This is a genomic window from Mesorhizobium sp. B2-8-5 (assembly GCF_006440675.2).
Taxonomy (GTDB): Bacteria; Pseudomonadota; Alphaproteobacteria; order Rhizobiales; family Rhizobiaceae; genus Mesorhizobium.
On record NZ_CP083951.1, the window covers coordinates 5,267,444 to 5,291,425 of the forward strand.

28 protein-coding genes and 1 pseudogene are annotated in these 23,982 nt (G+C 65.5%); 10 read left to right on the forward strand and 19 right to left on the reverse strand.

The window, feature by feature from the left end:
* Positions 1 to 227: 227 nt before the first annotated feature.
* Both uvrC and FJ430_RS26160 read right to left on the reverse strand, forming a co-directional pair.
* Positions 228 to 2,312: an excinuclease ABC subunit UvrC gene (uvrC, locus tag FJ430_RS26155; protein WP_140703232.1), complete on the reverse strand. Its 2,085-nt coding sequence runs from the start codon at positions 2,310 to 2,312 to the stop codon at positions 228 to 230.
* Positions 2,309 to 3,073: an SDR family oxidoreductase gene (locus FJ430_RS26160; protein WP_140703230.1), complete on the reverse strand. Its 765-nt coding sequence runs from the start codon at positions 3,071 to 3,073 to the stop codon at positions 2,309 to 2,311. Before FJ430_RS26160 ends, uvrC begins: the two co-directional genes overlap by 4 nt.
* A gap of 413 nt (positions 3,074 to 3,486) precedes the next feature.
* On the opposite strand from FJ430_RS26160, the gene FJ430_RS26165 reads away from it, so the two are divergent.
* Positions 3,487 to 4,134, forward strand: a complete 648-nt coding sequence (locus FJ430_RS26165; protein WP_140644522.1) for an outer membrane protein — start codon at positions 3,487 to 3,489, stop codon at positions 4,132 to 4,134.
* Between the two features lie 93 nt (positions 4,135 to 4,227).
* Here FJ430_RS26165 and FJ430_RS26170 read toward each other — a convergent pair whose 3' ends face one another.
* The 4 genes from FJ430_RS26170 to FJ430_RS26185 all read right to left on the reverse strand — a co-directional run bounded on the left by FJ430_RS26170 (position 4,228) and on the right by FJ430_RS26185 (position 6,665).
* Complete coding sequence (locus FJ430_RS26170) at positions 4,228 to 4,596, reverse strand: TfoX/Sxy family protein (protein ID WP_140651847.1); 369 nt, start codon at positions 4,594 to 4,596, stop codon at positions 4,228 to 4,230.
* Between the two features lie 130 nt (positions 4,597 to 4,726).
* Positions 4,727 to 5,323, reverse strand: a complete 597-nt coding sequence (locus FJ430_RS26175; protein ID WP_140703228.1) for a glutathione S-transferase — start codon at positions 5,321 to 5,323, stop codon at positions 4,727 to 4,729.
* A gap of 271 nt (positions 5,324 to 5,594) precedes the next feature.
* Complete coding sequence (locus tag FJ430_RS26180) at positions 5,595 to 5,957, reverse strand: hypothetical protein (protein WP_181175234.1); 363 nt, start codon at positions 5,955 to 5,957, stop codon at positions 5,595 to 5,597.
* Between the two features lie 411 nt (positions 5,958 to 6,368).
* Positions 6,369 to 6,665: a DinB family protein gene (locus tag FJ430_RS26185; RefSeq protein WP_319022994.1), complete on the reverse strand. Its 297-nt coding sequence runs from the start codon at positions 6,663 to 6,665 to the stop codon at positions 6,369 to 6,371.
* A 62-nt stretch (positions 6,666 to 6,727) separates the two neighbouring features.
* On the opposite strand from FJ430_RS26185, the gene FJ430_RS26190 reads away from it, so the two are divergent.
* The 4 genes from FJ430_RS26190 to FJ430_RS26205 all read left to right on the forward strand — a co-directional run bounded on the left by FJ430_RS26190 (position 6,728) and on the right by FJ430_RS26205 (position 9,388).
* Positions 6,728 to 6,922, forward strand: coding sequence for a hypothetical protein (locus FJ430_RS26190; RefSeq protein ID WP_226892270.1), 195 nt, complete (start codon positions 6,728 to 6,730; stop codon positions 6,920 to 6,922).
* Positions 6,923 to 7,000: 78 nt separating this feature from the next.
* Positions 7,001 to 7,591, forward strand: a complete 591-nt coding sequence (locus tag FJ430_RS26195) for a TetR/AcrR family transcriptional regulator (RefSeq protein WP_140680075.1) — start codon at positions 7,001 to 7,003, stop codon at positions 7,589 to 7,591.
* 145 nt (positions 7,592 to 7,736) lie between these two features.
* The gene (locus tag FJ430_RS26200) at positions 7,737 to 8,141 is read left to right on the forward strand and encodes a YciI family protein (protein ID WP_140644517.1); all 405 of its coding nucleotides are present in this window, start codon (positions 7,737 to 7,739) and stop codon (positions 8,139 to 8,141) included.
* Positions 8,138 to 9,388 carry an RNA polymerase sigma factor gene (locus FJ430_RS26205; RefSeq protein ID WP_140703226.1) on the forward strand — a complete coding sequence of 417 codons (1,251 nt, stop codon included), beginning with the start codon at positions 8,138 to 8,140 and terminating at the stop codon, positions 9,386 to 9,388. Before FJ430_RS26200 ends, FJ430_RS26205 begins: the two co-directional genes overlap by 4 nt.
* A 58-nt stretch (positions 9,389 to 9,446) precedes the next feature.
* Here the strand turns inward: FJ430_RS26205 and FJ430_RS26210 are convergent, their stop codons facing one another.
* From FJ430_RS26210 to FJ430_RS26220, 3 genes are all read right to left on the reverse strand, one after another.
* Positions 9,447 to 9,899, reverse strand: coding sequence for a hypothetical protein (locus tag FJ430_RS26210; protein WP_140644515.1), 453 nt, complete (start codon positions 9,897 to 9,899; stop codon positions 9,447 to 9,449).
* Positions 9,900 to 10,064: 165 nt separating this feature from the next.
* Positions 10,065 to 10,427: a DoxX family protein gene (locus FJ430_RS26215; RefSeq protein WP_140703223.1), complete on the reverse strand. Its 363-nt coding sequence runs from the start codon at positions 10,425 to 10,427 to the stop codon at positions 10,065 to 10,067.
* Between the two features lie 34 nt (positions 10,428 to 10,461).
* Entirely contained in the window at positions 10,462 to 10,884 is a 423-nt protein-coding gene (locus FJ430_RS26220) for a VOC family protein (protein WP_140703220.1), read from the reverse strand.
* A gap of 181 nt (positions 10,885 to 11,065) precedes the next feature.
* Here FJ430_RS26220 and FJ430_RS26225 point away from each other — a divergent pair, with 181 nt between their 5' ends.
* Entirely contained in the window at positions 11,066 to 11,821 is a 756-nt protein-coding gene (locus FJ430_RS26225) for an AraC family transcriptional regulator (protein WP_140703218.1), read from the forward strand.
* Between the two features lie 13 nt (positions 11,822 to 11,834).
* Here the strand turns inward: FJ430_RS26225 and FJ430_RS26230 are convergent, their stop codons facing one another.
* From FJ430_RS26230 to FJ430_RS26240, 3 genes are read right to left on the reverse strand one after another with little or no spacing between them, the layout of a single operon-like run.
* Positions 11,835 to 12,683 (reverse strand): 23S rRNA (adenine(2030)-N(6))-methyltransferase RlmJ, encoded by an 849-nt coding sequence (locus tag FJ430_RS26230; protein ID WP_140703216.1) that lies wholly within the window; start codon positions 12,681 to 12,683, stop codon positions 11,835 to 11,837.
* 58 nt (positions 12,684 to 12,741) lie between these two features.
* Positions 12,742 to 13,371, reverse strand: coding sequence for a hypothetical protein (locus FJ430_RS26235; RefSeq protein ID WP_140703214.1), 630 nt, complete (start codon positions 13,369 to 13,371; stop codon positions 12,742 to 12,744).
* A gap of 32 nt (positions 13,372 to 13,403) precedes the next feature.
* Positions 13,404 to 14,024: a TetR/AcrR family transcriptional regulator gene (locus FJ430_RS26240; protein WP_226891923.1), complete on the reverse strand. Its 621-nt coding sequence runs from the start codon at positions 14,022 to 14,024 to the stop codon at positions 13,404 to 13,406.
* 135 nt (positions 14,025 to 14,159) lie between these two features.
* On the opposite strand from FJ430_RS26240, the gene FJ430_RS26245 reads away from it, so the two are divergent.
* From FJ430_RS26245 to FJ430_RS26260, 4 genes are all read left to right on the forward strand, one after another.
* Positions 14,160 to 14,633 (forward strand): carboxymuconolactone decarboxylase family protein, encoded by a 474-nt coding sequence (locus FJ430_RS26245; RefSeq protein WP_140703210.1) that lies wholly within the window; start codon positions 14,160 to 14,162, stop codon positions 14,631 to 14,633.
* Between the two features lie 254 nt (positions 14,634 to 14,887).
* Positions 14,888 to 15,805 carry a lysylphosphatidylglycerol synthase domain-containing protein gene (locus FJ430_RS26250; RefSeq protein WP_140651834.1) on the forward strand — a complete coding sequence of 306 codons (918 nt, stop codon included), beginning with the start codon at positions 14,888 to 14,890 and terminating at the stop codon, positions 15,803 to 15,805.
* Between the two features lie 5 nt (positions 15,806 to 15,810).
* Positions 15,811 to 16,890, forward strand: coding sequence for a glycosyltransferase family 2 protein (locus FJ430_RS26255; RefSeq protein ID WP_140644506.1), 1,080 nt, complete (start codon positions 15,811 to 15,813; stop codon positions 16,888 to 16,890).
* 88 nt (positions 16,891 to 16,978) lie between these two features.
* The gene (locus tag FJ430_RS26260; protein WP_140703208.1) at positions 16,979 to 18,136 is read left to right on the forward strand and encodes an ATP-grasp domain-containing protein; all 1,158 of its coding nucleotides are present in this window, start codon (positions 16,979 to 16,981) and stop codon (positions 18,134 to 18,136) included.
* A 6-nt stretch (positions 18,137 to 18,142) separates the two neighbouring features.
* Here the strand turns inward: FJ430_RS26260 and FJ430_RS26265 are convergent, their stop codons facing one another.
* From FJ430_RS26265 to FJ430_RS26295, 7 genes and pseudogenes are all read right to left on the reverse strand, one after another.
* Positions 18,143 to 18,388, reverse strand: coding sequence for an addiction module antidote protein (locus FJ430_RS26265; RefSeq protein WP_413467804.1), 246 nt, complete (start codon positions 18,386 to 18,388; stop codon positions 18,143 to 18,145).
* A gap of 142 nt (positions 18,389 to 18,530) precedes the next feature.
* Positions 18,531 to 18,737 (reverse strand): annotated as a pseudogene (locus tag FJ430_RS26270) (type II toxin-antitoxin system RelE/ParE family toxin); the annotation flags it as partial.
* Between the two features lie 52 nt (positions 18,738 to 18,789).
* Positions 18,790 to 19,785: a Rieske 2Fe-2S domain-containing protein gene (locus tag FJ430_RS26275; protein WP_140703204.1), complete on the reverse strand. Its 996-nt coding sequence runs from the start codon at positions 19,783 to 19,785 to the stop codon at positions 18,790 to 18,792.
* Positions 19,782 to 20,927, reverse strand: coding sequence for a GNAT family N-acetyltransferase (locus FJ430_RS26280; RefSeq protein ID WP_226891924.1), 1,146 nt, complete (start codon positions 20,925 to 20,927; stop codon positions 19,782 to 19,784). The genes FJ430_RS26275 and FJ430_RS26280 overlap by 4 nt, the downstream gene beginning before the upstream one ends.
* A complete protein-coding gene (locus FJ430_RS26285) occupies positions 20,924 to 22,180 on the reverse strand; it encodes a F390 synthetase-related protein (protein WP_140703200.1) in 1,257 nt (418 codons plus the stop codon). Before FJ430_RS26285 ends, FJ430_RS26280 begins: the two co-directional genes overlap by 4 nt.
* Positions 22,177 to 23,001, reverse strand: a complete 825-nt coding sequence (locus FJ430_RS26290; protein WP_140703198.1) for an MBL fold metallo-hydrolase — start codon at positions 22,999 to 23,001, stop codon at positions 22,177 to 22,179. Before FJ430_RS26290 ends, FJ430_RS26285 begins: the two co-directional genes overlap by 4 nt.
* The gene (locus tag FJ430_RS26295; protein ID WP_140703196.1) at positions 22,998 to 23,981 is read right to left on the reverse strand and encodes an NAD-dependent epimerase/dehydratase family protein; all 984 of its coding nucleotides are present in this window, start codon (positions 23,979 to 23,981) and stop codon (positions 22,998 to 23,000) included. Before FJ430_RS26295 ends, FJ430_RS26290 begins: the two co-directional genes overlap by 4 nt.
* Position 23,982 lies beyond the last annotated feature (1 nt).

Here is a 23,982-nt window from a genome sequence, read left to right on the forward strand (position 1 = left end):
CGCGCAGACCCGAGGATCCATTCCGTGACCTCGCGCGGAACGGAGGTTTTCTGAACCGCTGCAACGCGTAGAGGTAACGGAATGGATTCCAGGGTCTGCGCCGCGTCGCTGCGCTCCTTGCTCCGCCCTGGAATGACGACGTGGTGGGCGTTTGAGCTAATCGCCAAGGTGCAACATCCCTCACCACACGGACGCCTTGGTCAACCTTCCGTGCACGCGACCAGCCCTCAGCTCTCGTGGAAGTGATTGTAGACCAGCTTCGCCACATGCTCGGAAATGCCGTCGACCTTGACCAGGTCCTCGACCGCGGCGCGGCTGACCGCCTTGGCGGTGCCGAAGGCGAGCAGCAGGGCGCGCTTGCGGCCCGGGCCGATGCCGGCGATCTCGTCGAGCGGGCTTTTGACCATCTCCTTCTTGCGCCGCGCCCGGTGCGAGCCGATGGCGAAACGGTGCACCTCGTCGCGCAGGCGCTGGACGAAATAGAGCACCGGATCACGCACCGGCAGCATGAAGGAGTCCCTGCCCTTGACGAAGAAGCGCTCGCGGCCGGCGTCGCGGTCCGGGCCCTTGGCGATGCCGATGGCCACCACCCGGTCCTCGACGCCGAGATCGGCGAGGATCTGGCGCACCGCCGTCATCTGGCCTTGGCCGCCGTCGATCAGGATGACGTCCGGCCAGGCCGGGAAGCCGCCATTGCCGGCGACCAGATCTTCCTCGCCTGTTTCGTCCTCGACCGCCGGGCCGGGCTGAACGTCGCCATGTTCCTTGAGCAGCCGCGAAAAGCGCCGCTGCATCACTTCGCGCATCATGCCGAAATCGTCGCCTGGCGTGATCTCGGTCGAGCGGATGTTGAATTTCCGGTACTGGTTCTTCACGAACCCCTCCGGCCCGGCGACGACCATGGCGCCGACCGCATTGGTGCCCATGATGTGCGAGTTGTCGTAGACCTCGATGCGCACCGGCGGTTTTTCCAGGCCGAAGGTCTCGGCAAAACCCTTGAGCAGGCGCGCCTGGGTCGAGGTCTCGGCCAGCCTGCGGCCGAGTGCCTCGCGCGCGTTCTGCAGCGCATGGTCGGTCAGGTCCTTCTTCTCGCCGCGCTGCGGCACCGAGATGGATATCTTGCGGCCGGCATGGGTGGAGAGCGCCTCGGCGAGCAGTTCCTGTTCCTGCGCGGTCTGCGACAGAAGCAGCGCGCGCGCCGGCAGCTTGTCGTCATAGAACTGCGCCAGGAACGAACCCAGCACCTCCGCCGGCTCCAGCGCCGGATCGGCCTTGGGGAAATAGGCGCGGTTGCCCCAGTTCTGGCCGGTGCGGAAGAAGAACACCTGGATGCAGGTCTGGCCGCCTTCCTGGTGGATGGCGAAGACGTCGGCCTCTTCCACCGTCTGCGGGTTGATGCCCTGATGCGCCTGCACATGCGAGAGCGCCGCAAGACGGTCGCGGTAGATGGCGGCGCGCTCGAAATCGAGCTCTTCGGACGCCTGCTGCATGGCGGCCGAGATTTCAGTCTTCACCTTCTGGCTGCGGCCGGAGAGGAAATCCTTGGCCTCGGCGACCAGCTCGGCATAGCCCTGATGCGAGATCTCGCCAGTGCAAGGCGCGGCGCAGCGCTTGATCTGGTAGAGCAGGCACGGCCGCGTGCGGTTCTCGTAGAAGGAGTTGGTGCAGCTTCGAAGCAGGAAGGCGCGCTGCAGCGAATTGATGGTGCGCCCGACCGCGCCGGCCGAGGCGAAAGGGCCGAAATAGTCGCCCTTGCGCGAGCGCGCGCCGCGATGCTTGTAGATGCCGGGCGAGACATGGTCGCCGGTCAAGAGGATGTAAGGGAACGACTTGTCGTCCCGCATCAGCACGTTGAAGCGGGGCCTCAGCCGCTTGATGAGGTTGGCCTCCAGCAGCAGCGCCTCGATCTCGGTGCGGGTGACGACGAACTCCATCGTCGCCGTCTCGCGCACCATGCGGCCGATGCGGGCGGTGTGGAACCGCCCCTGAGCATAGTTGGTGACGCGCTTCTTCAGGCTGCGCGCCTTGCCGACATAGAGCACGTCGCCGGCGGCGTTCATCATGCGGTAGACGCCGGGCTGGTTGGGCAGCCGCTTGACGAAGGTCTGGATCACCTCGGCGCCGACCATGCCGTCGGCGTCGCCGGCATGAGGCGTCCAGTCTATGGCCGTGAAGGCGATGTCAGGCCCGGTCGGGATCGACTCCGGCTCGACGATCTCCTCCGCCGCCTCGTCCTCGATGTCGAGATCGACATCGGGCGGCAGATCGTCGGCGGCGCCGTTTCTTTTATGTCTTTGGGCTACGGGACTCATTCCACCATGCCTGTCACATCGGGCGTCTGCCACGCAAGATGCTGGCCGCCGTCGAGCGCGATCATCTGGCCCGTCACCGAGCGCGCCTGCCAGAGATAGCGGATCGTGGCGCCGAATTCGGGCAATTGCGGGCCGCGCTTCAGAATGAGGCCGTCGACCTGCTTGCCGAAATCATCGTCGTCCTGTCGCTTGTTCTTCAGCGTCGGGCCAGGACCGATGGCATTGACGCGGATGCGCGGTCCGAGCGCCTGCGCCAGCATCTCGGTCTGCGTCCACAGCGCCGATTTCGACAGCGCATAGGAGAAATAGCGTGGCGTCGGCCGCCAGACGCGCTGGTCGATGATGTTGACGATCAGCCCCTCTTCGCCTTCAGGCAGGGCGCGGGCAAAGGTCCGCGCCAGAAGCGCCGGCGCCTTCACATGGATGGCGAAGTGGCGATCCCAGGCCTGCCAGTCGAAATCCTCGACCCGGTCGTCGACGAACAGGGAAGCGTTGTTGACCAGCAGCGTGACAGGTCCGAGCGCCGCTTGCGCGCGACCGACAAGGCCGCCCACGGCTTCCATGTCGGTGAGGTCGGCGGCTACCATGGCGGCGCGGCCGCCTTCGCCCGCGATCTTCTCCGCCAGCGCCTCGGCCTCGTTGCTTGACCGGTTGGCGTGGATGGCGACAGCAAAGCCATTGGCGGCAAGGTCCTCGACGATCGCCTTGCCGATCCGTCTTGCTCCACCCGTCACCAGCGCGACAGCCGTGGCTTGTCTCATCTTGTCAATCCTCAATCGGCTTCACGATTCCGGGAAGCCGGCACAATATGACGGGCCAAGCGTTAAATGCCATTTCCACCTGGGGCAAGAATGTGGCGAAGCGGCCCGGACGCGCTTCCGCCCCGCCGGATTCGGGGCACCGCTCCCGGCAATATATGTCGCTGGACCCCTTGAACCAAGCGGTGTGCAGCGCAACATATTTAGCCTGCTGACATTCGCTGTTGCGAAGATGCAACGTCAACTTTCGGCCTCATTCGCGCCGGGATATGACCCAAGTTCAGGTTCGCTTCAGCCGCATTTCAGCACGACATTTGGAACCGTTGAGCGCCAAGCCCGTTTATCCCCCCGGACGGGCCGGGGCGTTTCATGAACAAACAAGCCTAAGTGTCTTGTGGCTTAAGGAGAGTATAACAATGAAGACCAATCTCAAATTCGCGCCGCTCGCTGCTGCGCTCGGGCTGTTCGCCCTTGGTGGTACCGCCTTCGCGGCCGACGTCGTTTCCGAGGAGCCGCCGGCTCCCGCCCCGGTTGCCGAGCTTCCGGTTGCTTCCTGGGCCGGCCCCTATGCCGGTATCAATCTCGGCTACGGCTTCGGCGGCCATGTGAAGGCCCCGGGCGTCGACGCCAAGACCAAGGGCTTCATCGGCGGCGTTTTCGGCGGCTACAACTGGCAGCAGGATAACTTCGTCTACGGTGCTGAAGCCGACCTCGGCTACAACGGCACCAAGGGTTCGGACAACGGCCTTTCGGCCAAGACCGGCATCGAAGGTTCGCTGCGCGCTCGCCTCGGCTATGCCGTGACCCCGGAAATCCTGCTCTACGGCACGGGTGGTCTCGCTGCGAAGAACCAGAAGATCGACGACAGCGTCACCGGCGTGAACGACAGCAAGGCCATGCTCGGCTGGACCGCCGGCGCCGGTACCGACATCAAGATCACGGACAACGTGTTCGGCCGCGTCGAGTATCGCTACACCGACTACGGCAGCAAGAACTTCGGCGACACGGGCAAGGTCAAGTCTTCGGACAACCGCGTCACGTTCGGCGTCGGTATGAAGTTCTAAGTCGTAAAAGCCACGACACGGAAAAGCCGGGCCTTGCGCCCGGTTTTTTTGTGTCCGCGGAAGACAGAAGGGCTGCGAGCTCCTCAGTCGTCCTCATTTCGACCGCTTCGGCGGTTTCGCCTTCGCCGGCAGCGTCTCGACGAAAGCCAATGCGCGGCCGAGCCAACCGGCAAGATCGGCGTCGGTTGCCGTCCCTTCGGACGCGACACGGATATAGCCTTCCATCGAGCGTCCACCCATCTCCATCGTGCTTGCATGAGGAAGTGCCGCGGCCGCCGCATGCGCGCCCTTGCCGACGCGTACCAGAAGCCCGCGCTTCGAGGTGCCGATCAGCATGTTGCCGTTGATCATGAAACAGGTGCCGCCGAACATCTTCTGCTCGGTGAAGGCGCGCCGGCCGAGGGCGGCGCGCAGGCGTGCGACCATCGGGTCCGGCGCGGCGCTGGTTGAGGGCTTTGCCATCTTCACCACTCCGACTTGGGTGATGCCAGGCAAGCATGGAAGGGAATGGGGTTCAAGTGGGGGCGGCGTTATGGAGAAGTGCCGCGGCGAAGCTGCTGATCTCCCCCGCAAAGAGGGAAATTGGCAGTTCTCACCCCGGCACGCTTGCCTTCAGCTCCGGGAACTTCTCGTCAAACCTCGCGGCCCAGCGCACGAGCCGGCTGTGGCCTTTCTCCCATTGGCCGGAAAAGCGCAACGCGAGATAGCCGAGGGCGGCGCGCAGCGCCATGTGGCCGGCGGTGATCTTCTTCGGCAGCTTCGGCGGGTTGGCGTTGATGAAGTCGAGCGCGGTGGCGATCTTGGTCCACTGGCGGTCGAGCCAGGGCTGGTAGACCATCGCCTCCGGCCGCGTGCGGCGCTCGTAGACCATCGACAGGGCGCAGTCGCAGATGCCGTCGGCCAGCGCCTCGAGAACTTCCGCCGCGAGCCGCTTGTCCGGATTGCGCGGGAAGAGGGCGCTCTTCGACAGCCGGTTGAGATGCTGGGTGATGGCGCGGCTGTCATGGATGGAGCGGCCGTCCTCCAGCACCAGCGCCGGGATCTTGCCGAGCGGATTGGCCGCGATCAGATCGGCGGGCTTGTCCTCCGTCTTGACCGGCACGAGGTCGATCGCGATGCCGGCATAGGCGGCCGCCATGCGGACCTTCGAACTGTAGGGCGACGTGGAAGCGTAGAGCAGTTTCGGCATGATCGGGTTCCCAGTTGTTTACGGCACTGTTGACCGATCGGGATCCGAAGGGCAACGGCCAGCCGGGCAATCCGGATTGGCCAATGCATCTTGCCGGCGCAGGCACCCCAAAGAAAAAGCTCCCGGACGTTTTGCCTGGCGGCAAAATTTCCGAGAGCTTTTAGGAGGAGCGTCCGCTCCAACTCCGCTCGCTCTGACACCGAATTGGCGAGAGGGATGCCAAGGTGGCACCCGCCCTCACCTGTTGCGGTTCGCGAGCGAAGCTACGCGATTACTTCTTGGCGGCCGGCTTCTTCGCCGGAGCTGCCTTCTTGACAGCGGCCGGTGCCTTGGCGGCGGCGGCCTTCATCGGAGCCTTGGCGGCGGGCTTGGCCGCGGCCTTGGCTGTCGGCTTCTTGGCGGCAGGCTTGGCCGCCGGCTTCGCCGCGGCCTTGGCGGCGGGCTTGGCCGCTGCCTTCGCCACCGGCTTCTTGGCGGCGGGCTTAGCCACAGCCTTCGCCGCTGCCTTGGCCGGAGCCTTGGCGGCGGGCTTGGCCGCTGCCTTCTTCACTGCTGCAGGTTTCGCGGCAGCCTTAGCTGCCGGCTTCTTTGCCGGCGCTTTCGCCGCCGGCGCCTTGGTTGTCGTCTTTGCCATGCGATGCCCCTTGCGTTTTGCCGATGGTCGTGAGTGACCCGGCGTGTCTATGCATATCTGACTCGCGACTGTCTAGCCAGCGAAGCAACACAATGATTTTCAGTTATTGAATTTTGGTTACACGAAACGCTCGAAGATGCATCTCATTGAAAAATTGTGAGCGAATCTGTCACTTTCGAAGTGACGGCCTGGCCCACAGATTTTCGCGCGGCTTCTATCGCCCGATCCTCCACCGACCGGCGGCATAACCTTGCATCACAATGTGAGCAGAGTGCTCATAATAGACAAGAAGCCGTCGGACGTCGACTTCATCTTGTCCAGCAGAAACATCTACAGATGAACCGGCCATGCGCGACGGCCAAAGCTTGAGCGCTTTAAAGTGAGCTTAAGGCTCATATTCAGGCGCCACAATCAAGCGCCCGCCGGTTGGCGTCCGCGCCGCAGGCGGCGCGCCGGCTCGACCCCGTGCAGATGGACGGCGTAGGTGTCCCAGGGCGGCGAGTGCGCGGTCCTGGCCAGCATCCGGCCGATCTCGCCGCGATGGTAGCTGCCGTGCAAGACGATATGGGTCAGCATCTCCTGCCTCGTCATGCAGCCCCTGTCGCCGTCGGTGAAGGTGAAGGCGACCGGGTCGGCAAGCTCTTGCTCCGCAACGGTTTCAAGATAGTCGAGATACCAGCCGTCGATCTCGGCCAAGGCGACGCGCAACGCGCGCGGTTCGGGCGTGTCCGGGTATTGTCGCTCGCATAGCCATGGGCGACGCCCCTCAGATGCGCGGCAAAAATCCGCGACACGACATGAATATGGTTCATCAGGTGGATCGCGGCGCGCCGCTCCTCGGGATCGCGGGAGGGATCCATCCCCGCAATCTTTCCCGCGAGCTCATCATTCGCCCAGGCCTGATAGACAAGCAGGCTCTTCAGCAAGGTCTTGGCGCTCATGTTCCGGCCCATTTGCGTTGGTGAAATGAATGTGAGTATCCTGTTTATATTCTCGGGAGACGGGCCAGGATGTCTACTCGCATTGCAAAGCCGGCCGCGCGCATGCGCAAGCAGCCGCGCCAGGCGCGTTCGATCGCCACCGTCGAGGCGATCATCGAAGCCGGTGCTCGCGTTCTTAGCGAGCTCGGCTGGGCGGGCTTTTCCACCAACAAGGTGGCGGAGGCCGCAGGCGTCAGCATCGGCTCGCTCTATCAATATTTCCCCGACAAGCTCGCTCTGGTCGAAGCGATCCGGCGCCGTCACTTCGATCATGTGCTGTCGGTGATTCGCGAAGCGGCGGCCGACGAGAAGCCGCTCAGGCAATTCGCGCGCGAGCTGGTGCGCGGCATGATCGGCGCGCACTCGATCCATCCGACGTTGCACCAGGTGCTCCTCGACGAGGCGCCCGGCGACCGCGGCTCGCGTGCCGCGCATGCCTCGTTCCAGACGCGCTATCTCGAACATTACGCGGCGGCCGTCGCGCAGTACCGCAAGCGCCGCAAGGATACCGAGACGATGGCGCGCGTGCTCTCCTCGGCGATCGAAGGCGTGATCCACAACGCGGCACGGCGCAACATGCTCGACGCGCCGGAATTGCAGAGGCAACTGGTCGAGCTGATCGAGGCTTACGTATCGGGCGGCAGGGCAGCCTGAGGCAGCGACGGCAGACAGGCTGGCGCCGGCCGCATGCCCGCGCCTCCTCGGTTACCGGCATCGCAATTAAATTCGTATCGACTGTCGATTCCGACGATCGCCGTTCGTCGTATCATCGCATTCTGCAAACCGAAGGAACACAAAGATGCGTTTCATGATGCTGATGATCCCCGGCGGCTACGCGACCGCGGCTCCCGACGTCAGGCCCGAAGCCGAGGCCGTGGCGACGATGATGAAATACAATGAAGAGCTGAAGCGGGCCGGCGTGCTGCTTGCGCTCGACGGGCTGCATCCGCCGTCCTCGGGCGCGCGGGTTTCCTTCAATGGCGGCAAGCCAGCCGTCACCGACGGCCCGTTCGCCGAGGTCAAGGAAGTGCTCGGCGGCTATTGGATGATCGACGTGCGCTCGCCCGAGGAAGCCATCGAATGGGCACGCCGCTGCCCCGCCGGAGAAAACGACGTCATCGAGGTCCGGCGCGTTTTCGAGATGAACGATTTTCCCGAGGACGTCCAGAAGGTCGTCGACGGGTTCGACGAGCTCAAGGATTGACCACGACTGCAACGGTCGAAGCGGTCTGGCGGATCGAGCAGCCGAAACTCGCCGCCAGGCTCACCCGCACCCTGCGCGATGTCGGGCTGGCCGAGGAGGTGGTGCAGGATGCCTTTGTCGAGGCGCTGGAGCGCTGGCCCGGCGACGGCATTCCGCACAACCCGGCCGCCTGGCTGACCAGGGTCGCCATGAACCGCGCGCTCGACCGGCTGCGCCGCACCGTGCTGATCGACGGCAAGCATCGGCAGCTGGCCGTCGATCTCGCCGAGCTGGAGTGCGCCATGCCCGACATCGAGGCGGCGCTCGACGAGGATATCGACGACGATCTGTTGCGACTGATCTTCACCTCTTGCCATCCGGTGCTGCCGGCAGAGCAGCGCGCGGCGCTTGCGCTGCGGATGCTGGGCGGACTGTCGACGCCGGAGATCGCGCGCGCCTTCCTGGTGCCCGAGGCTACCGTCGCCCAGCGGATCGTGCGCGCCAAGCGGACCTTGCGCGACGCCGGCATCGCCTTCGAGACGCCGCGCGGGCAAGAGCGGCGCGAGCGCCTGACTGCTGTGCTGGAGGTGATCTACCTGATCTTCAACGAAGGCTATGTCACGTCCTCCGGACCGGACTGGCTGCGCGCCGATCTCGGCAACGAGGCACTGCGCCTCGGCCGCCTGCTGGCGACGCTGATGCCGGAGCAACCGGAGGCGATCGGACTGCTGTCGCTGATGGAACTCGGCGCCTCGCGCTTCGGCGCCCGCACCGACGGAGCCGGCAATCCGATCCTGCTGCTCGACCAGAACCGCGGCCGCTGGGACTGGTCGCTGATCCGGCGCGGCCTCGACCGATTGAAACGCGCGATGGCGCTCACGCCGACGCCCGGTCCCTATCAGCTGCAGGCAATGATCGCCGCCTGCCATGCCCGCGCGGTGAGCGCGGCCGACACCGACTGGATCGCCATTGCCGCCTATTACCAAGCGCTCGCGCTGGCGGCGCCCTCGCCCATCGTCGAGGTCAATCGGGCGGTCGCCGCCGGCATGGCGTTCGGACCGGCGCAAGGGCTGGCCATCGCCGATGCGCTGCGGGACGAACTGCGGCTGAAAGAGTCGCACCTCTTGCCCACGGTGCGCGGCGACCTTCTGGCGAGGCTCGGACAGATGGAGGAGGCCCGCGCCGAATTCCGCCGCGCCGCCGAGCTGACAGCAAATGAGCGGGAGCGCGCGCTGCTGCTGGCGCGGGCTGGTGACGGTGATGGTTGAGAGAAAAGGATAGGCCGGCGGGACAGCGCCCCTCCGGCCTGCCTATCAGCCGGAAAATTTACCTAAGCACGCGGCAGCGGCCGTTATAAACCAGCCAGCGGTCGAAGCCCGAGACGCAGAATTCGACATTGTCGCCGATCGAGGCAAAGCCCTGGCCTTCCTCGATCAGGTAGAAGATCGAGCGGTCGCGACCGTCCGACAGGTTGACGGTGGCGCGGCAATAGTGGCGGCCGATCGGCCATTCGTCGCTCGCCGGCTCGTAGCGATGCTGGCGGATGTTGCGGAAATCTGTGATCGCGACATCCGGCAGGTGCGGCACGTGATGCACTTGGTAGGAGAAGCGGTCGGTGATCTTGCTCAGCACCCAGCTTTCGCCGCAGACGCTGCCATCGTCGCCGCTGTAGACGGAAAGGTCTGCGGCCTGCGCCGCCTGGGTGAAGCCCAGCGGAGCGGCAAAGGGAGTGGACAGCGCAACCAGCGCGGCAAGGGCGGAATGGGCGAAGCGAGTCATGACAGCCTCTCAAGGTCGGTTCCGCACACTGTGCGGATTCGCTTGGCGGCGGTCAAGCGGTCGCGAAAACAATGGTTTCCGCAAAACTTCGTTCCAGACTTGACCAGCTAATTGGGTTGCATGGAGATTCAGGTCATACCGGCATCGCCTGAACCTCCATACAGCCTAAAACGTGCCGGCAAGCAGCAGCCCGCCGATGACCGCGATGTTGATCAGGAACGCATTGCGCAGCACCTGGCGCTCCGGTTCCTCGCTGGCCCAGAAACGCAGCAGCATCGCGTTCGTCGCCAGCGTGAAGATGACCAGCGCGCCGGCGGCGAAGGGCCGGGCCATGCCAACGGCAAGCAGGAAACCCGCAACGATCTCGACCGCCGAACCGGCGGCCAGCATCAAGGCCGGAGCCGGAAATTTCTGCGCGGCCAGATAGCCGCGCATCGCCCCGAATTTCAGGAAATGTTCGATGCCGGCGAAGACGAACACGCCACCGATGAGGAGAGCGCCAAGCGCTTGAACGGTTTGACCAGGCATGGCGGCCTCCTCTCGATGATCTGCTTCGCTCCGCTCAGTCCTCGGGGACGGAGGCCGGGTTGTGGACGACCTCCCACAGGTGATCGTCGGGATCCTGGAAATAGCCGGCATAGCCGCCCCAGAAGGTTTTCTGCGCCGGCTTGACCACGCGCGCCCCGGCCTTGACGGCCTCGGCCATCACGGCGTCGACCTCGGCCTCGCTGCCGACATTGTGGCCGATGGTGAGCTCGGTCGGGCTGCGGCCGCTCTGCGGCACCGTGGCATCCCAGGCGATGTTGGCGCGTTCGTAGATGGCGAATTTCAGGCCGCCGGCGAGCTCGAAGAAGGCGACGGCGCCATGCTCGAATTCCCGACCGATGATGCCTTCGGTCGGCAGGCCGAGGCCGTCGCGATAGAATTTGAGCGACGCTTCCAGATCGTCGACGCCGAGCGTCAATACGGTGATGCGAGCTTTCATTTCTCTCACTCCTTTCTATATTCGAAACCAACATCCGAAATCGGATCTGGTCGGCAAACGCGCCGATGGGCGCCATCAGGCTGCGTCTGTTCTGCCATGGATGAAGTGGCCGGCCTTGAAGATTTCGGCCAAATTGACCGTCGCACCGATCCGGCATCCGCCGGAGCAGATCGGAGAAGAGATGGAACCGGTCCTGGCGCAGACAACCGGCTTCTTCCGGGAACGGCCCGCTGGCAAAGGCCTGGCAGATGCCTTCTGTGCGATCTGGGTCCACCGCATGGACGAGCGCGCCGCTCCGCCCATCGTCATCACGCCTGACGCGACGATCGACCTGCAATGGATCGACGGCCGCTTCCGCGTTGCCGGGCCGGACAGGGAGCCACAGATCGAGACGCCTGCCGCCGGCGCGGTGATCGTCGGCTTCCGCTTCCGGCCGGGCGCGGCCGCCGGCTGGCTCGGCGTGCCGGCCAGCGAAATCGTCGGCGGGCGGCTGGACCTCGAGGAGTTATGGGGCACGCGTGCCCGCGAACTGTCGGATCGCATCAAGGCTACGACCGATCTGCCGGCCATGCTGCGGCAGTTGGAAGAGACGGTGGGCATGCACACCGAGGGCCGCGACGCGCTGGACCCGCGGATGGGCCGGGCCTTTGGTGTCCTCGACGAGGGCCTGTCGCCGGAAACGCCGCTGGTTCCCTTCCTGCAACGCCATTTGCATATGAGCGAACGGACGCTGCGACGCCGCTTCGAGGACGCCTTCGGCTATGGCCCGAAGACGCTCGACCGCATCTTGCGCTTCCACCGGTTCCGGCGCCTGCAACAGCAGCAGGGCGAAGCTTCGACCGCGCTGCTCGCCATCGAGGCCGGCTATGCCGACCAGGCGCATCTGATCCGCGAAAGCCGGCGGCTGACCGGTGTGACGCCTACGGCGCTGGCTTAGGCGCGCGGTCGCCCTACTCGCCCGCCAGCCAATCAAGCGTCCATCGCGACGGCTGCCGGAGAGCAAGCGCCTTGTGAAGGGCGGGCAACAGCACCTTCAATTCGCCTTCCAGCGTGTAGGGCGGATTGACCACCACCATCCCGCTGCCGTCGAGGCTGGGTTCGTTCGAGGCAGGCCGGATATCGAAGGCAATGTCGAGCAGTTTTGGAATGCCGGTCTCCCTCAGCGCCGCGCGGAAAGCGGTCACCGCCTTGCGATCCTTGATCGGGTACCAGAGCGCATAGATGCCGCCCGGCCAGCGCCGATGCGCCTTCAGCAGGCCATCGACGAGCCTGGAGAACTCGCCCTCCTCCTCGAAGGGCGGATCGATGAGGACGAGGCCGCGCTTCTCCTTCGGCGGCAGTTGCGCGCCCAGCGCCAGCCAGCCGTCGAGCTCGATCACCCTCGCCTGGAAATCGCCGACGAGGACGGATTTCAGCCGTGCGGCATCCTCGGGGTGAAGTTCGACCGCCGTCAACCGGTCCTGGTTGCGCAGGAGATGTCGCACGATCAGCGGCGAGCCGGGATAGTGCTTGAGGCCGGCGTCGGGATTTTGCGCGCGCACCGCCTCCAGATAGGGCTGAAGCAGCGCCGCCGCCCGCGGCTCGAGCGTCGCCTCGGCCAGCCGGCCGATGCCGCCCTGCCATTCGCCGGTCTTGCCTGCCTCCACCGAGGCAAGGTTGTAGCGGCCAATGCCGGCATGGGTGTCGATGACGCGAAACGCCTTATCCTTCTGCTTGAGGTATTCGACGAGGCGCGCGAGCACGGCATGCTTGACGACATCGGCGAAATTGCCGGCGTGGTAGGCGTGGCGATAATTCATGCGCGCCTACCTCTAGAGAGCATGATGTCGACCGAAAACCGCTTCACACTTTTCGGCATCATGCTCGTGGCGAACCGTTGCGGCCCCAGCGTGGCGGTGGCGGCTGCGAATTGGGATTCTGCGGATCGCCTCCGCCGCGGCGCCCGAAGACCAGCGACAGCGCCAGTCCGGCAAGGCCGACGCCCATCAGCGTATAGCCGGCCGGCTGCGCGCGTTCGTCGATCGAGCCGGTGCCGGCGCGCAGGATAAGATCGACCGCGCGCATGTCGATGCCGTCGGCATCGCCGGGGCCGACGGTGAACACATAAGGACCGGGCGTGACCCTATCGATGACGCCGCCCTCGTCGCGAAAGATCTTGTCGGGCAGCTGCGGGCTCGCCTGGCGGGGATTGTCGGTGTGGTTGAAGGAGAGCGCCGACGCCAGCTCCGTGCGGCCGCCGTTCGCCGCGGTCAGCGTCAGCACCGTGCGCTGCTGGCCCGCGACCCGTTCGGCCCGCGCGGTCAAGTCGACCAGCACCCGCACCGGCGCGTCGCTTGCGGCGAGTTGCACGGTGACCGGCCGGAAGCGGCCTCCCTCATAGACGCGGTAAGTACCGATCGCATGGCCGGAAAAATTGCTCATCGCCCAGGGATAGAAGATGCCGATGGCGGCACCGGCGATGAGGAGAAGGACAAAGAGGAAGCGCATTCAGAGCCTTGGTTTTCTGGGCGAGATCGCCGCTATTTTTTGGCGGGTTCGTTTCGGGCAGCTTCGCGGACCCGCTCCATCTCGTCCAGAAACATTTCCAGGCCAAGCTCGAAAGTCTTGTCGAAGCCGCTGGCGCCGAAATAGGCGCCGGCCTTAATGACGCTCGGATAGTCGCGCGCCAGTTCCTCGTCGCTGACGGTGGTGACCGCCGAAGGCCCCTTGGCGTAGCCGGCCGTCTCGTCGAGGATCGCGCCCATCAGATAATAGCCGGCGGCGCGGAACAGGCGGGCGCTGAGCTCGGGGCCGAAACCGCCATCCTCGAACAGGCCGATGATGGCGTTGAGCTTGGCGAGGCAGGGCGGCGAGTTCATGCGATAGACGACGATGAAGGGCGCGAAGGCCGGGTGCTCGGTGGCGACGCGGCGGAACTCCTGCATGCCGACGCGCGCCCGCTCGCGCCACGGCAGGCTGTTGTCAGGGATGACAAGCCTACTCATCTGCCGGTCGACCAGCGCCTCGTACAGATGCGCCTGCGAGGGGAAGTGGTGGTAGATGCTCATCGCCTCGCAGCCGAGCCTGGCGGCGAGCTTGCGCATCGAAAAGCCGGAAAGCCCTTCCCGCTCGATCACCTCGAAGGCGGCGTCCTCGATCATCTCGCGGGAGAGCTTTCCGCGGGGTCGCTTTTTTTTGCTCTGTGCATCCATGGCGGCGCTTGACAACTTACACTGTAAGGTTCATCTTCCACACACCTTACAACGTAAGGCTAACAAAAACCAGAGGAGAAGATCATGTCAGTCAATCGCATCGTCTCAACCGTGCATTCCTGCCTTCATTCCGCCTCGCTCATCGCCGCCGCGAGCGTGTTTGCCACTGCTCTGGCTTCCGCGCCCGCCCGGGCCGATGATTATGACGCCACCCTCAAGGACATCCAGTCGACGATGGGCGGCGTGCCGAGCTTCGTGAAACAGTTCCCGAAAGCCGGTCTGCCCGGCGCGTGGGCCGAGGTCAAGGCCATCGAGCTCAGCGACAAAACGGCGCTGACGCCGAAGGAGAAGTCGCTGATCTCGCTGGCGGTCGCGGCGCAGATCCCGTGCAGCTACTGTATCTGGTCGGACACCGAGAACGCCAAGCACGCCGGCGCCACCGACGAGGAGATCCAGGAAGCCGTCGCGATGGCCGCGCTGACACGCCACTGGAGCACCATCTTCAACGGCATGCAGGTCGATTTCGACCAGTTCAAGAAAGAGATGGCCGGGCAGTAAGACTTATCCCGGCATAGCTTATCCGGCAAAGCGGGCGGGCGCGAACCCCGCCCGCCTTTCGCCGCCTCGATCGACGCTCCAACCAAGCTTGTGGATTCGCCGCCGCCGCTGCTCTATAGGAACAGCGCCTTGAAAAAGCTGGCACGGATCCGATGTCGGACCGCCGCCGGCCGGGCCGACATTCGAGAGTTGCCGCTTTGCAGGCCCTCGGGACAGCGCTTCCGCCCCGGCCGGGCGGCCCATTGGAGACCTGATTGAAGCGAGCGATATCGATAATCGTCACTCTGGCGCTGCTGGCATGGCTTGCCAGCGACCAGCGCTGGAAGATGGTGGGCGATGCTTTCGCCTCCATCACGCCCGGCGCTTTCGTGGCGGTGGCGGCGGCGCTGTTCGTTACCTATGTGCTCAGGGCGCTGCGTGTCTGCGACGAGTTTCGCGACGATGTGAACGGCCGCTTCGGCGCCGTGCTTCGCGTCATCCTGATCCACAATGCGATGATCAATGTCGTGCCGTTCCGCGGCGGCGAGACGGCCTTCCCGATCCTCTTGCGCCAGGTGTTCGGCGTCTCGATCGTGCGCGCCAGCGCTTCGCTGCTTTGGTTTCGGCTGCAGGACGCTTTCGTCGTCGGTGTGCTGGCCTGCCTGGTCTGGCCGGGCCTGCATCCGGCGCTCAGGGCCGCCGGCATCGCGGCGCTGATCGCCGCCGCATGGTATCTGCCGCGCTGGGCGCGCGCGCCGCATAACTGGACCACTGGCGGCAGGATCGTCTCGAAGCTCGGCAAATTGCGCGATATCTTCACCGAAGCGACGGGACGCTCACGCTATGGCTGGTGGTGGACGATCGCCAACTGGGCGCTGAAGCTCGGCGTGCAGGGATGGCTGCTCGCAATGCTGCTCAACATCTCCTTCCAGACCGCCTTTCCGGGCGCCGTCGGCGCGGAAGCCGCGGCCATCCTGCCGGTGCAGGGCGTCGCCGGCTTCGGCACCTATGAGGCGGGCGCCGCAGCCGCGTTGCTCTATTCCGGCATTGCCATGAAGGATGGCCTGCAGGCGGCGCTGGCGCTGCATCTCTTCATCCTCTGCTCGGCGGTCGCAACCGGTGCGATCGCCTGGCTGTTCCCCTCGAAATCGACGCTGCCGGAAACCCCGACGGCAGGACCGGCAAGGAAATGACCGCCATGAACGTGCTTCCCATTCCCGCATCGGGACTGCCCGAGGGCGCCGTCATGCCCGAGCACAAGCTCTCCATCGTCATCCCGATGTATAACGAGGCTGACAATGTCGAGCCGCTGCTCGTCCGCATCCATCAGGCGATGGAGAATTACAGCCAGCCCTGGGAAGTGGTGCTGGTCGACGACGGCAGCACCGACGCCACACCCGCCGAGATCCGCCGGCTGGCGGCTCAATACGGGCCGCATGTGCATGGCGTGGAACTGGTGCGCAACTACAAGCAGACCGCGGCCATGCAGGCCGGCCTCGACGCCGCGCGCGGCGACGTCATCGCGACACTCGACGGCGACCTGCAGAACGACCCGTTCGACATTCCACGCATGGTCTACCGCCTGCTGACCGAGGATCTCGACCTCGTCGCCGGCTGGCGCAAGGACCGCAAGGAAGGTTTCTGGATGCGCCGCTTGCCCTCGCGCATCGCCAACAGGCTGATCGCGCGCGTCACCGGCGTGCAGCTCAAGGACTATGGCTGCAGCCTGAAAGTGTTTCGTGGCAGCGTCATCCGCAGCGTGCGGCTCTATGGCGAGATGCACCGCTTCATCCCGGCGTGGCTGGCGACGGTGACGACGCCGCGCCGCATCGCCCAGGAAGTGGTGACGCATCACGCACGCATCCACGGCCAGTCGAAATATGGCATCTCGCGCACCTTCCGCGTGGTGCTCGATCTCGTCTTCATGTTCTTCTTCCTGCGCTACCGCACGCGGCCCGGACATTTCTTCGGCGGCATCGGCATCGTGCTCGGCGTGCTCGGCTCGCTGATTCTTGCCTATCTCTTTGCGATCAAGGTTTTCCTGGGACAGGATATCGGCACCAGGCCGATGCTGATCACCGGCTTCTTCCTGGTGATCGCCGGGCTGCAGGCGGTGACGTCGGGCGTGCTCGCCGAGATGCTGTCGCGCGTCTATCTCGAGGCCAATGGCGCGCTCGCCTATGTGGCGCGGCCGCAGCCCGCGCATGGCGAGGGCGATGGCTGGCACTGGCCGAGCAAGCCGGCGGCTGTGGAAAAGCCGAAGGCGCGCCGGAAGTGATCGGGCAGACTGGCCGGCACCAGCTGCATTGCCAATCGCCTTGATTTCGCGCATCGGTCCTCGCGACGGGAACGACCGCGAATGACCGATGCCGAGGGCTGACAGATCCATCCTGATTACAGGGGCACGCGCGCCGGTGGCGCTGCATCTGGCGCGCCTTCTCCATGGCGCCGGGAAAAGGGTGATCCTGGCCGACACGCCGGCGCGGCCCATCGCGGCGGCGAGCAAGGCCTGCGCGCGCTATTGCCGGCTGCCGCCGCCGCGCTTCGAGCCGCAAGCCTATGCCGAGGCGGTCGAGGCGCTGGTCCGAGCGGAAGGCGTCGAGATGGTCGTCCCGACCTGCGAGGAGGTCTTTCACCTCGCGCTCGCCTGGCGCGGCAGGACCATGCCGGCGCAACTGTTCGCCCCCGATATCGGGTTGCTGGCGCAGGTTCACAACAAGCACAGCTTCATCCGGTTGGCTGAACAGCTTGGCCTGGCGGTGCCGGAGACCACGCTTCTCAATTCCCGCGACGATCTGGAGGCGGTACGTGGCCGCTCACGCGACCTGGTGTTCAAGCCGGTCTGGTCGCGCTTCGCCAGCCACGTTCTGCTGCGTCCGACACCGGATTTCCTCGATGCGATCGTGCCCTCGCCCGCCATGCCCTGGGTGGCGCAGCGTTTTGTCGAGGGCAAGGAGATCAGCGCCTATGCGGTGGCGCAAGAAGGCAGGCTCAAGGCGCTTGGGCTCTACCGCTCGCTCTACCGCGCCGGCAAAGGCGCCGGCATCTTCTTCGAGCGGGTCGAGGACGATGCCGCGCGCGATCTGGTCGAGCGCATCGTCGCCGGCACCGCATGGACCGGGCAGATCTCCTTCGACCTGATGCGCGAGGCGGATGGCCGCGTGCTGCCGCTCGAATGCAACCCGCGCGCCGTGAGCGGCCTGCATTTCTTCCGCAATCCGGCGCGCTTTGTGGATGCCGTGCTCGGCGACGGTCAGGAAGTCATTCCCGATGTGTCCGCGCCGCAAACCGTGCGACTCGCGATGTGGATCTATGGCCTGCCTGCGGCGTTGCGTTCAGGCGGCCTCGGCCGCTTTCGCAAAGCGATGCGAATGGGCGAGGAATTGCTCGATTGGCCAGGCGATTCCGCGCCGGTGAAGGCACAATGGCCGGCGCTGCTGGAGGTTGCGCGAGTGGCATTGCGCCAACGCATCGGCCTGCAGGCGGCGTCGACGCGTGATATCGAATGGAATGGGCCTGGTTGAGGCGCTTCAGGCCCTGAGCGAGCCCGGGCCGATAGGCTTGACCTCAAGTTGCAAACCCAGCGCCTTGGTGACGCCCAACAGCGTGCTGAGGCGCGGATCGCCCTTTTCGCTCAGCGCCTTATAAAGCGCCTCGCGCGTAACGCCAGCCTCTTTCGCCACGGCCGTCATGCCTATGGAGCGCGCTACGTCGCCGAGCGCGTGCGTAATGAGCGCGGGATCGCCATCCTCGAAGGCAGCTTCGATGTAGGCCAAGCGATCCTCCGGAGTTTTCAGGTGGTCGAGAATGTCGAAGCGGGTGGTTTCGAGAGGCATCGTCATATCTCCTTTGCCATCTGTTTCGCCTTGCGATGTCGCGCCTTTGGCTGGACTTGTCGCCGCCACAGAGCAGTATGATCACGGCGTTTCCAATCTTCACAAAGTAGAGCCGGTAGCCTGGGCCATGGTCGATCCGAAGCTCGCCGATGCCATCGAAGTATTTGACATCACCGATGTTACCGATCTCGACCCGACGGATGCGGGCGACGACGCGCTGTCGAGCCGCGGTGTCACGAAGCGCGTCCAGCCAGTTGGTGAAATCGGCGGTCTGCCGGACCTCGATCATGCGTGAACTATAATTCACGAAAACATTCAAATCAAGGTATGTGAACTATAATTCACAGCTCGATATAATGCACCCTTGCCTCACCTGCCGCCGCCGGCATCCTCCCTTCCATGATCGCGGCGATGTCGCGGCGCAAGAAATCAAGCGGGCCGATCACCGGCAGGGCCTGCGGCGGCAGCCGAGCGTTGTCGCTGGCCGATTTCAGCACCCGGCGGTCCTGGTGCAGCGCGACGGTGAAGAGCGGCTTGAAGGCCAGCGCCTTGAGTTCGCCGAACAGGCCTTGGCGCCGGCCGATAAGCCAGCCGACGCCCTCGACGGTGCGTTCGTCGGCCTGGCGGAGGTGAAAGGTGGTGGCCAGGACCAGCCCGTCCTTGCCCCAATATTCGAGCTCGGCGATGCCGGGATGACGGAAGCGACCAATGGTTTTCGCGCGCTCGCCTTCGAGCAACCGGCTGATGAGGCCCTGCTGGCGGTCCTCGCCAGTGTAGCTGGCCTCGACCCAGCCCTCGCCGCCGGTCACCTCGACCCGAACCAGATGGCGCTTGGAGGTGAGGCCGCGCAGCAGGCCTTTGTGGGTGAAGTGGGTGTGGGTGGCGTCGAGGATGTTCTCGGCGGCGTCGATCACCGTCGACTGCGTCGATGAGCGAACCCGCCGCGCGATGATATCCCTGCCCTGCATGCAGTGCAGGTAAGGCTCGCCCCGCGGCGTGCCGGACGAGATGAAGACGACGCCGTCGCGCTCGATCGCCGCGTAGCGGCGGACCCGGTAGTGCGGCATGGCGCCAACAAGGCCGGGGATCGCGGTGCAGCGGCCTTCGCCGTCATAACGCCAGCCGTGATAGGGGCATTCGATCTCGCCGCCGACGATCTTGCCGGTCGACAGCTCGACCAGCCGGTGCGGACAGCGGTCGAACAACGCGGCGATGCCCTGCGCCGAGCGGAACAGCACCACCGGCGCGCCGTCGAACAGAATGCGCTTCGGCCGCTTGCCGATATCGGCGGACAGCGCCGCCGCCTGCCAATGATCCTCCCCACGCCGCTCGCTCACAATTCGAACCTCCTGAGCAGGGGAATGCCGACCAGCGCCAGCACGGTCTCCATGACGCGGATCGCCAGGCGCCGGCGAAGCGCAAGATGCCCGGCATAGACGGCGTTGTATTCGATCGCGGCGACCGCGCCGCGCCGGCGTTTGAAATCGGCGGCACCCGCGCTCATGTTGAAGAACAGGCCCCGCGCCGTGGCGTGGTCCTGCCCCATCGCCATCATCATGCGATAAAGCCCGTCGGCCACCGGCAAGCCCGTGTCGTAGCCGACGATGGGCTGGGTCAGCGTACCGCCGTTTTCGAACAGGCCGGTGACGGCGACCAGCTCGCCGCCCGGCCTGCGCAGCCCCGCCAGGCCGATGATGCCGCGTCGGTGCATTTCGGCGATGTAGCGAGCCGTGTAGTGCGGATTGAGCGGCGTGTATTTGTCGAGATAGAGCATATTGTAGAGCTGCTCGGCGCGCGCATAATCGGCCTCAGTGAAATCGCCATTGCCGACCCGCTCGAACGGCGTCGCGCGCAGGCGGGCGCGATCGCGCTTCATGTCGCGCGTCATTGCGGGCGATGCGCTGCGGTCGGCGAAGATGTAGATCTGGCGCGCCGCCAGCATGCGGAATCCCTCGGCCTTCAAGGCGGCCATGGTCGCTGGATCGGCGATATCGTTCAACGAGCGGATGACGATGGCGCGATCGGGGAAACGCCCGGTCAGGGCCGCGCGCAGCGACGCGGCCGCCGGCCGGTCGAGCAACGGCACCGGGTTGGTCGAATAAAGCCAGTTGTTGACCTGCGCCTGATGGTCGAGGCCGCTTGCCCTGACAAGCGGCGCGCACGCCCCAATCAGGGCGTTGAGCGCGCGTTGCAGCAGCGGGTGGGCGGCGAAGTTGCGCGTCTCGTCCATCGCATAGTCGATATAGGCGCAGGTCGGGCAGCAGATATAGCAGTTGGGCGCTTCATCGGCGTCGTTCAGCGTCAGCGGAAAAATCCGCCTGGCGACTTCGAACGTCTCGACTTTCGTCTTCAGGTTAGAGATGAGATCGCGCACCGGCACCTCGTTGAAAAGCCTCACAAAAGCCTCGACCTTTGCCGGCTTGTTCTCGACCCGGTCGGCCTGCTGCGCAGGCCTTTCCATCATCGCCGCGCCGCTCACCGCGCCGGCTCCAGGCGGCATTCGACGCGGCGCAGCTTGCGGCCTGTTTCCAGCGGCAGCGGCGCGCGGATGAGCGTCACGGTAGCGACCGCCTTTCGCATTTCCAGCAGCGCGCGGACTGCCTGATGAGCGGCCACAGCCGCTTCCTCCGCGAACGTCGGTGGAAGCCTGAGCTCGACCCTGTCCGGCGCGGTCTGGACGAGGCGAAAGTCGTCAATGCGGCGGTCGGCCTTGAGCACGGCGTTGCGCAGCACATCGGGCGTGACCAGGATCAGGCCGTCCTGTGACATAAGACGGAAGACATCGTCCATGCGGCCGACGATCTCGTCGACGCAGCGCAGCGGCGAGCCGCAGCCGCAAGCCTGTCCGGACAGGCGCAAAAGGTCATTCATCCGGTAGCGCGCCATGATCTGGGTTTGGCGGCGAAAGGCCGTCACCAGCGGCGTCACCAGCCCCTCTCCCGCCGGCTCGAATTCGAAGAAGACGGAGTCTTCCGCAAGATGCAGTCCGCCCTGCCGGCAGGTCACCGCGAACAGGCCTTCGGTCGCCATATAGATCTGGTCGAGTGGCAGCCGGAAGAAATTTTCGATCACCGGGCGATCGACCGGATCGAGCGTCTCGGCGGCGGAGAAGACGCGCTTCGGCCGGAGCCGGAAGTTTTCGGCCGCGAAATGGCGCAAGATTTTTGGCGGCGCGATGATGACCGTCGGGTCGAACATTTCGAGCGCGCCGCGCCAGCTCTCCGGCCCTGCGGTCAGATCGAAGAAGGCGAGCTTGATCAGGCGCGATTTGCGGGCGCTGTCGTAGAGCCCGGTGTTCTGCGGCAGGACGACGGCGACGCGCATGCCGCGCCACAGAAGATCCGGCGCCGCCTTGGCCAGAATCGCGCCCAGCCAGCGGTATTTTTCGGCCTCGGAAATCACGAACAAGCCGCGATTGCCCGATGTTCCGGTGCTGGCGCCGACCGTGAGCGATCCGGCGCGGCCATCGCGCGCCAGGGCCGCCCAGGCTTGCGTGGCGGTGAGACCGTGGATGTTGAATTCGTCGAAGCGCGCCATCAGCAGCGCCTTGTCGGTGATCGGCAAGTCGGTGAGGTGCGCCGGCGCCTTGCCGTAAAAGGACGCGCGCGGCAGGTCGCGGTCAAGGAAGCGCCGCAAGGCGGCCGCCTGCCAGCGTTCGAAGCCGGGCCGGGTCTTGCGCGACACCCAGCGTGTCAGGGCGAAGCAGCCTGCCGCTTCCGCCAGCCCGCTCATGCGGCCTCCGGCGCGAGATCATAAGATGTCGGAGCGGGATCATGGCAGAGCATCACCTCGCCGCCGGTGGCGAGGAAGCGGCGCAGCATGGCGCTGGTCGGCTCGATCGCCGCGGCATCCTCTGCGATCAGCGTGGCAGGGAAACCCGGCGTGCGGTTTTCGGTCAAGGCTGTGAGCAGCCATTGCACATCGACGGCGTAGAGCAGCGGCCGGTCGAGGCCATTGAACAGCAGGCCGAACTGGCCATCGGCATGTCCAGGCAGATCGACCGCGATCACGCTGCCGTCGCCGAAGAGATCGGCGCCGCCGGGTACATCCTCGCGCGCCTCGACCCTCCGCTTCGCGGACAGGCCCTCCAGCCTCGCCTCGAAATCCAGCGGGAAGAGTTCGGCAAAGACGCCATGGCGCAGATTCTGCCTCGGGCTGCGCGCCTTGACCCGCGCACAGGCGGCATCGCTGGCGATGAAGCGAGCGTTGCGGAACAGCGACAGGCCCGAAATGTGGTCGACGTGGAAATGAGTGACAATGATTGTGCGGATGTCATCGGGCGACAGGCCGAAACGCCGAAGCACCGGCAGGACCTGTTCGGCCGCATTGAGCTCGGGTTTCAGCAGCGCACCGTAGAGCCGCAGCATCCGGCCGCGTCGCGCCCCGCTCAAAGCTTCCTGCGTATAGCCGGTATCGATGAGCACCGGCCCGGCAGTTGGGTGAAAGATCAGCCCGTAGCGGACGCGCAGCTTGACACTTTGCCAACTGCCGCCGCGCAGGATCAATCGCTCGGCGGCGCTCACCCAGGCGCTGTTGGCGAAGACGATCCTCATGCCTGCGCCCCACCGGAAAACGTGCGGTCAAGCCCTTGCTCGAACGAGATCTTCGGTGCCCAGCCAAGCATCCGCTTCGCCTTGGAGAGATCGAGGCTTTGCGCATAGGCGAAGAGACCGAGCCCATAGCGCGTGACCGGCGGCTCGGGCCGGCCAGGCAACCGGAGCGCCACCGCTTCCATCAGGCCGGCCGCCAGCATCGCCGGCATGAGCGGCGTCGGCCGCCAGCGCGCCTTGATACCGGCGCGGGCGCAGGCCTCGTCGGCAATGCGGCGGACCGGCAGCATTTCGCCGCCGGAGATGTTGAAGATCTCGCACTCCGCTTCCCTGGGCGCGGCAAGCGCCGCCATCACCGCGTCGACGACATCGTCGATATGGGTGAGGTCGATGGCCGCCCGGCCATCGCGAAACAGTGGCAAAGGCCGGCTCCTCGCGGCCTTGATCAGCCGCGGCAGCAGCGCCCGATCGCCGGCGCCGTAAATGCCGCGCGGCCGCAGCACCACCGGATGGATGGCGGGGCGGCCGAGCACGACCTTTTCGGCCTCGCGCTTGGTGCGGGCATAGTGATTGACGGGCTCCGGCAAGGCCATATCCTCGGCGAGGCCAAGCTGGTCGCGGAAGGCAAAGCAGACGGACGGGCTGGAGATGTGGACGAAGCGGCTGACGCCTTGCCGCTCGGCGAAGTCGAGCAGGTTCCGTGTCGCCGTGACATTGGCCGCCTCGAAATCCGCAAGGCGGCCGAAGGGCGAAGAGAGCGCCGCGCAATGGATGATCCGCTCGACCCTGCCAAGTCTCGGATCGAGCGCGCCATCGAGCGGCTGCGCGAGATCGTGGCGGACGATGCGATGGCCGGCGGCCTCCAGCGCGGCGCAGCGCGCTTCATCGCGGCCGAGCCCGAGCGCCAGCGTGCCGGACGCGGCAAGCCGCTCGAGCACATGAGCACCGAGGAAGCCGCTGGCGCCGGTGACGAGCACAGCCATC